Source organism: uncultured Agitococcus sp., assembly GCF_937920075.1.
Taxonomy (GTDB): Bacteria; Pseudomonadota; Gammaproteobacteria; order Pseudomonadales; family Moraxellaceae; genus Agitococcus.
This window is the reverse complement of record NZ_CALETI010000133.1, coordinates 1-7,165: the sequence shown is the minus strand read 5'-3', so window position 1 is coordinate 7,165 and position 7,165 is coordinate 1. Positions and strand designations below refer to the sequence as shown.

General features: G+C 38.9%; 7 protein-coding genes and 2 pseudogenes. 5 read left to right on the top strand and 4 right to left on the bottom strand.

The features are described 5' to 3' along the window. Positions 1-158: 158 nt before the first annotated feature. Positions 159-473 carry an OmpA family protein gene (locus tag Q0212_RS05040; protein ID WP_297923131.1) on the bottom strand — a complete coding sequence of 105 codons (315 nt, stop codon included), beginning with the start codon at positions 471-473 and terminating at the stop codon, positions 159-161. Positions 474-576: 103 nt separating this feature from the next. Here Q0212_RS05040 and Q0212_RS05035 point away from each other — a divergent pair. Together Q0212_RS05035 and Q0212_RS05030 are read left to right on the top strand one after the other, a co-directional pair. Further along, positions 577-861: pseudogene (locus Q0212_RS05035) on the top strand (efflux transporter periplasmic adaptor subunit); the annotation flags it as partial. After that, a complete protein-coding gene (locus Q0212_RS05030; protein ID WP_297923129.1) occupies positions 851-3,982 on the top strand; it encodes a CusA/CzcA family heavy metal efflux RND transporter in 3,132 nt (1,043 codons plus the stop codon). The pseudogene Q0212_RS05035 and the gene Q0212_RS05030, both read left to right, overlap by 11 nt. Before the next feature lie 22 nt (positions 3,983-4,004). Here Q0212_RS05030 and Q0212_RS05025 read toward each other — a convergent pair. Next, positions 4,005-4,091, bottom strand: a pseudogene (locus tag Q0212_RS05025) (RNA-guided endonuclease TnpB family protein); the annotation flags it as partial. Between Q0212_RS05025 and Q0212_RS05020 the strand changes: the two are divergent. Together Q0212_RS05020 and Q0212_RS05015 are read left to right on the top strand one after the other, a co-directional pair. After that, a complete protein-coding gene (locus Q0212_RS05020; protein WP_297923126.1) occupies positions 4,054-4,275 on the top strand; it encodes a hypothetical protein in 222 nt (73 codons plus the stop codon). The pseudogene Q0212_RS05025 and the gene Q0212_RS05020 overlap by 38 nt on opposite strands. Before the next feature lie 2 nt (positions 4,276-4,277). Beyond that, positions 4,278-4,736 (top strand): hypothetical protein, encoded by a 459-nt coding sequence (locus Q0212_RS05015; protein WP_297923122.1) that lies wholly within the window; start codon positions 4,278-4,280, stop codon positions 4,734-4,736. 36 nt (positions 4,737-4,772) lie between these two features. Here the strand turns inward: Q0212_RS05015 and Q0212_RS05010 are convergent, their stop codons facing one another. Both Q0212_RS05010 and Q0212_RS05005 read right to left on the bottom strand, forming a co-directional pair. Next, positions 4,773-5,066 carry a Txe/YoeB family addiction module toxin gene (locus Q0212_RS05010; protein ID WP_297923119.1) on the bottom strand — a complete coding sequence of 98 codons (294 nt, stop codon included), beginning with the start codon at positions 5,064-5,066 and terminating at the stop codon, positions 4,773-4,775. Next, complete coding sequence (locus tag Q0212_RS05005) at positions 5,032-5,316, bottom strand: type II toxin-antitoxin system Phd/YefM family antitoxin (protein ID WP_297923116.1); 285 nt, start codon at positions 5,314-5,316, stop codon at positions 5,032-5,034. The genes Q0212_RS05010 and Q0212_RS05005 overlap by 35 nt, the downstream gene beginning before the upstream one ends. A gap of 998 nt (positions 5,317-6,314) precedes the next feature. Between Q0212_RS05005 and repM the strand changes: the two genes are divergently transcribed. After that, positions 6,315-7,165: replication initiation protein RepM (repM, locus tag Q0212_RS05000; RefSeq protein WP_297923112.1), on the top strand; the 851-nt coding region annotated here is incomplete at its 3' end.

Sequence of the window (7,165 nt, the reverse complement as noted above, 5' to 3'; positions counted from 1 at the left end):
TAAAATTCTTGCCTTCTTATTCTTTTCAATCCAAGTGTTTAACTTTTCTATTGACTGTTGATTAGGGTAATCGATGTTAAAGTCAAAGAAAACTTCAAATTGTTTTTGAGCAAAACAATTCGTTATTAAAAATAAAAAAAAGATGACGGTTAGTCTTTTCATTTTTTTACAATCAAGATTTCTACTCTTCTATTTGCAATTCGTTCAGTTTCATTTTTTTCTGGAATTGGGTAAATTGGATTTCCACTTCCAAAACCATGATATGCTAATCTATTAACTTGAATTCCTCTATCTTTCAAAAAAGTAAAAATTTTTAAAGCTCTTCTAAAAGAAAGTTTTGTTACTGAGGTATTTGGGTTACAACATATATTGCCGTTTATTTTGATTACCAGTTTTGGATTTACTACCATAATCATGTATAATTCTTCAAGAATTGCATATGATTCTGGAATGATTTTTTCTGAATTAAACATAAAATGAATATTTTCAATTCTAACAAAATCTCCAACTTTGGCCTTAGCAAACCTTGCCGACAATTCTTTTTGTTCTGCTTTTATTCGTTTTAATAACTCATCACAATCATGGAAAGCAGGGCAATTAGTTCACGTCAATATTATTAAGGAAATGACAACCGTGCCAATGGCGATTCGTGAAGATGCTGTACAAACCTTTAGAGATTGGCAGGTTGTTTTTATTCGTGTGGGAGAACAATTTGAAGTCAGACCGCTAGAATTAGGTCGCCATTCTGAGGGCTATATTGAAGTATTGAATGGTTTACAAGCCAATCAGGTCTATGGTGCAGGCAATTCATTTTTGCTCAAAGCTGAATTAGGAAAATCAGGAGCAAGCCATGACCACTAAGAGTTTATTTGACCGCGTAGTCCATTTTTCATTAGTGCAACGTTGGTTGATATTATTAATCTTTATCGCCTTAGCCATTTTAGGCGTTTATAACTATTTGCGTTTACCCATTGATGCTGTACCTGACATTACCAATGTGCAAGTACAAATTAATACCGAAGCACAAGGATATTCACCTTTAGAAGTTGAGAGTCGTTTAAGTTTTCCGATTGAAAACGTATTGGCAGGCTTGCCGCACTTAAAACAAACACGTTCCTTGTCACGTTATGGATTGTCACAAGTCACGGTTATTTTTGAAGATGGCACGGATATTTATTTTGCACGACAATTAGTCAATGAGCGTTTACAAGGTGTGCGTAACCAATTACCTACAGGAATAACCCCCGAGTTGGGGCCTATAGCCACGGGTTTGGGCGAAATTTTTATGTACACGGTTGAAAATAAACAAGACGCATCAAAGCCCTTAGACCCTACCGAATTACGCATTATTCAAGATTGGATTGTGAAACCACAACTGCGTCAAGTTCAAGGTGTGACGGAAGTAAACACCATTGGTGGTCATGTTAAACAATATGTAGTTGCTCCTAAGCTACATGAATTACAAATGCGCGGTTTGTCTATACGAGAAGTGATGCAAGCTTTATCTGCTAATAATAGCAATGTAGGCGCGGCGTATATTGAAAAATCGGGAGAGCAATATCTGATTCGTTCACCTAACCAATTTACTTCATTAGACGAAATAGGCCAAATTGCCGTTAAAACGATAGATGGACAAGTGATTCGATTAAATGACGTAGCAACAGTCAATTTGGGGCAAGAGTTACGGACAGGCGCGGCCACCAAAGATGCTCAAGAAGTTGTTTTGGGGACGGTATTTATGTTGATTGGTGAAAACTCGCGCATGGTTTCGATGCGTGTTGCCGACAAACTAAATACCATTCAGCAAAGTTTACCAGACGGTGTTGTGGCCAAACCTGTGTATGACCGCACCCATTTAGTTGATGCAACCATCAACACCGTCAAAAAAAATCTGCTTGAAGGCGCGTTATTAGTGATTGCCGTGTTATTTGTGTTTTTGGGGCATTTACGCGCGGCATTAATTACCGCATTGGTGATTCCTTTAGCCATGTTATTAACCATTACAGGCATGGTCACAAATCGAGTGAGTGCCAATTTAATGAGTTTGGGGGCATTGGATTTTGGCATTATTATTGATGGTTCTGTGGTCATTGTTGAAAGTAGTTTGCGTAAATTAGTCGAACGACAACAGCAATTAGGCAGAGTATTGACCCGCAGTGAGCGATTTGAAACGGTATTTGACGCGTCTAAAGACGCTAGACAAGCCTTATTGTTTGGTCAACTGATTATCATGGTAGTGTATTTACCATTACTGACGCTAACAGGTGTTGAAGGCAAAATGTTTATCCCAATGGCACTCACCGTGGTGATGGCACTGATGGCGGCCATGCTGTTATCGGTGACTTTTGTGCCTGCCGCAATCGCGATGGTTACAACGGGTCATATTCAAGAAAGTGACCATCGTTTGATGCGTTATTTACGCAATAGTTATCAAAAAATACTCACAGAGGCTTTTGCTAAGCGTTGGTTTGTCTTAGGAGGAGTTGGTAGTTTATTGGTATTTTGCGTGTTATTGGCAACACGGCTTGGCTCGGAGTTTATTCCCTCTTTAGATGAAGGTGATGTCGCCTTACATGCACTACGCATTCCGGGAACATCTTTAACGCAAGCTATACAAATGCAATATACACTTGAAGCAGAAATAAAAAAGCTGCCCGAAGTCCAAACCATTTTTGCCAAATTAGGGACTGCCGAAATTGCCACCGACCCCATGCCGCCGAGTGTTGCAGATAATTTTGTCATGCTTAAACCACGTTCCGAATGGCCAAATCCCAACAAAACTAAAGCTGAAGTCGTTGCTGATATTCAAGCCGTCTCTCAAAAAGTGATGGGTAATAATTATGAATATACCCAACCCATTCAAATGCGTTTTAATGAATTAATTTCGGGGGTGCGTTCTGATGTTGCCGTTAAAGTATTTGGCGATGATATGGCACAATTATTAGAAACAGGGGAGCAAATTGCCCATGTCTTAGAAAGTATTAAAGGTGCGGCTGATGTAAAAGTAGAGCAAGTGACAGGTTTACCTATGCTCACCTTACAGCCCAACAAAGAAGCAATAGCACGTTATGGTTTGACAGGCGCAGAGGTGCAGACAGTTATCACGAGTTTGATAGCAGGTGAAAAAGTAGGTGATATTTTTGAAGGTGACAAGCGTTTTGATTTGGTTGTACGTTTACCCGAACAATTACGCCAAGACATAGAAGCTTTAAAAAAGATACCTGTTCCATTAGCCAACAATAATCAAGCAACCACTCCTCTGGCTGAGTTAGTTGATTTTCAATTAAATACTGCACCTAATCAAGTCTCACGCGAAAATGGCAAACGCCGTGTTGTGGTAACGGCCAATGTGCGAGGGCGTGATATAGGCTCTTTTGTGAGTGAAGCACAACAACGAATTAATGCCACTATTACAGTTCCTACAGGATACTGGCTAGGTTGGGGCGGAACATTTGAGCAATTACAATCGGCACAACAACGATTAATGATTGTCATTCCTGTCACATTATTACTCATATTGATATTGTTGTATGCCAGTCTAGGCAGTTTAAAAGATGGCTTGTTAGTGTTTACAGGTGTACCTTTGGCGTTAACAGGTGGTGTTATTGCATTAGCCTTGCGAGACATTCCCCTGTCAATTTCCGCAGGGGTAGGATTTATTGCCTTATCAGGCGTAGCGGTGTTAAATGGTTTGGTGATGTTAAGTGCAATTAGGCAATTGCGTCACAACGGCGTAGATTTGTTGTTAGCTATACAACAAGGAGCAATCAGTCGTCTACGGCCTGTATTAATGACCGCATTGGTCGCTGCTTTGGGTTTTATGCCTATGGCAGTGAATGTGGGTATTGGTGCAGAAGTCCAACGACCATTAGCCACCGTAGTGATAGGGGGCATTATTTCTGCAACCTTATTAACCTTAGTGGTATTGCCCACTTTATATTATTGGCTATATCAGCGTGTAGAGAGGCATAAAAAAGGTTAATTTGTTGACATCCTCCCCGCGCTCAAAGGGCGAGGACTCCTCCAGCGAGACGCTCATGTCCGAGCGCGAGAATGTTCTTAGCGGCATTGATGTCGCGGTCATGCAGTGACCATTACAGTCAAACGGCAACCACACATAGCGAACAACAAAGCACTCTTGAGCAAAAGAGAACAGGTCAACAAGACTTTGTTGAACAGGATGTCAACAGTGGAACCGCTAGAGTTGGCAATGCCTCCGCTAACAATGGCAACGAGGGTTCATATCCAATACCACCTCAGAAGAACAAGGATTAACTATGAAGAAGTTAATTGTTTCTTTGTTGGCAACTGTGAGCTTCCAAGCCGTCGCGTATGAAAAAATCTTGGCGTATGAGTGCCAAAGTACAGCGAGAGTAGGATTTGTCTATGATGCGGCTCAAGGTTGGATACCTAACATCACAAAATTCAAGCCTGTGATTTACAAAATTTTTGCAACGCCAACTCGTAAAAATAATAAATATGAGCTGCAACTGGGTGACAAAGCCACCTTGTCAGATATTGATTGTGATGATTTTTCGCCTAATGGCTTGTTGTATTGTGATATAGGCTTAGGTGGACACTTTAAGCTTAACAAAGCAAATTTACGTTTTGTACACAGTTTTGATCATGGCTATTTTAATGTAGGAGTGCCCAATCAGAAACTTGCTTTGCATCCAACAACGGACGCAGAGTCTTTGAGTCCAACTCAACAAATAGGATTATGTGTTAAAAAATAAAGCCCTTCATTTGAAGGGCTTTGATGGCCGATTTCGCTAATAATGGAATCGGCAAGCCACGATATAAATTGCATTATCTTCTGGAAGATAAACTAAACGGTCTACTTGATTTATTCTACGCGACCAATAACCAGTTAAATTATCTTTTAGTGGTTCTGGTTTACCAGTACCTTTAAATGGATTATTTTTACACTCGTTAATTAATTCATTAATTCTATTAAATATTTTTTGGTCTGTTTGTAACCAATACTGGTAGTCATCCCATGCATTATCAGTAAAAGAAACAGCTAGTTCCTTAGCTGCTTGTTTGTTGCGGTCTTTTTGTTTCATTGTCAGTCAGCTCCAAAGTTCGGATCCGACCAGCTTTTAATTGGGCAATAGATTCCATTAAATGCTGAGCATTTTTAGGCGAGCTGAGCAAATAAATTGTTTCTTGCCAGCTATCAAAATCTGCTAATGACATCATAACAACGTGTTCTCCTCGTTGCCGAGTTATGACCGTAGGTTGATGATCGTCGCATACCTTATCCATTGCTTGCTTTAAGCTGGCTCGGGCTTCGCTAAAAGTAAGTACGTTCATTTCTGTATTTTCCAATCGAGTCGGAAAGCCCATTTTTTGGGCTAATTACAACCAAAACTTTACAGTTGGTTAATTTTATATACGGGCTATCGCCACTAAATGAGATTTATATATTCTCACTAAACATAGTACAATATTTTGTACCACAAGGTCAATAAAAAACTTCATCGAACATGTCTAGAAAATTAAGCATATCCACTTAAACAGAAAAGGCCTCAAAAATCGCGCATAACGCGCGATTCTCAAAAAAGCAGTACCTTTGCACAAAAAAACAATTAAACGCGCTTAAAACGCAAAATAGAGGCCATAGCATTGATATTTTGTGTTGGTGGTTGCTTGTATTTTCATTTTTAACCTAAAAACACCTAAAAATTATGTTTTTAGTCGTGTTTCGTTTCTTGAAACTGTCCTACTCAGTTTTAATCATCGTCTCAAGCAGATAAACCCCCTTACCCAGTGGCGCGATTAACCTAAGACCAGTTGCCAAAAACGCAACCAGTCGAGGCGTGATGACGTTCGCTAGAACAAACCAAGGGATTCGCCCCCCTATCAACCCTAAAAATTTTTGTTTGGCGATAGTCGTAGGCCACATTAGCGATGATATGTCCCCCCACTGGGGGGATTAAGGGGGGATAAGAGCCGCCGATAGGCGACCTAGTGTTTGCTGATTTCTTAAAAAGCAATTCTCTAGAGTCTATCAAAAACCTACTACTTTATTTATTTACGCGCCGAGGCGTGTGTGCGCACACACGCCTTTTTAATACTTTTTAATACTTTTTAATACTTTTTAGGGTGCTATTTTTATTTAAAAATCAAATACTTATTTACATATAAGTACACCATTATTTACATATAAGTACACCGTTATTTACATATAAGTACACCGTTATTTACATATAAGTACACCGTTATTTGTCATAAGTACACTTAGTTATTGAATAAGTTATCTTTATATAATAAAGTGTACTTATATGATATTTTTGCTAGAGAATGGGTATATGAAAAAAGATTTGATTGTAAAAGATAATGCTCTTATCAATGCTAGTTATAACCTTGATTTAGTTGAACAGCGGTTAATTCTTCTTGCTATTCTTGAAGCAAGAGAAAAGAGTAATCCGACTGATAAGGATTTAACCGTTCACGCAGAAACCTACATGACTCATTTTAATGTAACCCCTCAGAATGCTTATATTGTTTTAAAAGAAGCTAGCAAAAGTTTATTTGATCGTCGCTTTAGTTATCAGAAACTAAATGCAAAAGGTAATATTGAAAATGTACTTAGTCGTTGGGTACAACGTATATCTTATGTTGATAATGAGGCTCTCATTCGTTTTAGATTTTCTGATGATGTTATTCCTTTAATCTCTCAATTAGAAAAACACTTCACTAGTTATGAATTAGAGCAAGTAAGTAATTTAACTAGTATCTATTCGATTCGCTTGTATGAGTTGCTTATTTCTTGGCGCAGTACAGGGAATTTAATCATTGAATTAGAAGAGTTCAGAAAGAAGTTAGGTATCGAAAATAATGAATATAAAAGAATGGGGCAATTCAAAGAAAAAGTTTTAGATTTTGCAATCACTCAAATAAACACCCACACCGACATCACTGTCAGCTACGAACAACACAAAGCAGGGCGCACGATTACAGGTTTCTCTTTCTCGTTCACCCAAAAGAAACAGACTAAAGACGTAACTCCGAAGGCAAAAAAATTAGCAGCTAAACCGAAGACAACAAAGCAAGAAGAACAGATCGACTGGATGACAGTGGACATACTAGACCGCTTTATTAGTCTATCGTCTGCCAATCAACAAACGGTTCTCGACAGAGCAGAAGCACGACTAAAAGG

Bases quoted from the DNA above. Each gene is read 5' to 3' on its own strand.
- Q0212_RS05010 (WP_297923119.1), bottom strand. From the start codon at position 5,066: ATGAAACAAAAAGACCGCAACAAACAAGCAGCTAAGGAACTAGCTGTT.
- Q0212_RS05005 (WP_297923116.1), bottom strand. From the start codon at position 5,316: ATGAACGTACTTACTTTTAGCGAAGCCCGAGCCAGCTTAAAGCAAGCA.
- Q0212_RS05020 (WP_297923126.1), top strand. From the start codon at position 4,054: ATGTTCTTAGCGGCATTGATGTCGCGGTCATGCAGTGACCATTACAGT.
- Q0212_RS05030 (WP_297923129.1), top strand. From the start codon at position 851: ATGACCACTAAGAGTTTATTTGACCGCGTAGTCCATTTTTCATTAGTG.
- Q0212_RS05015 (WP_297923122.1), top strand. From the start codon at position 4,278: ATGAAGAAGTTAATTGTTTCTTTGTTGGCAACTGTGAGCTTCCAAGCC.
- Q0212_RS05040 (WP_297923131.1), bottom strand. From the start codon at position 473: ATGTTTAATTCAGAAAAAATCATTCCAGAATCATATGCAATTCTTGAA.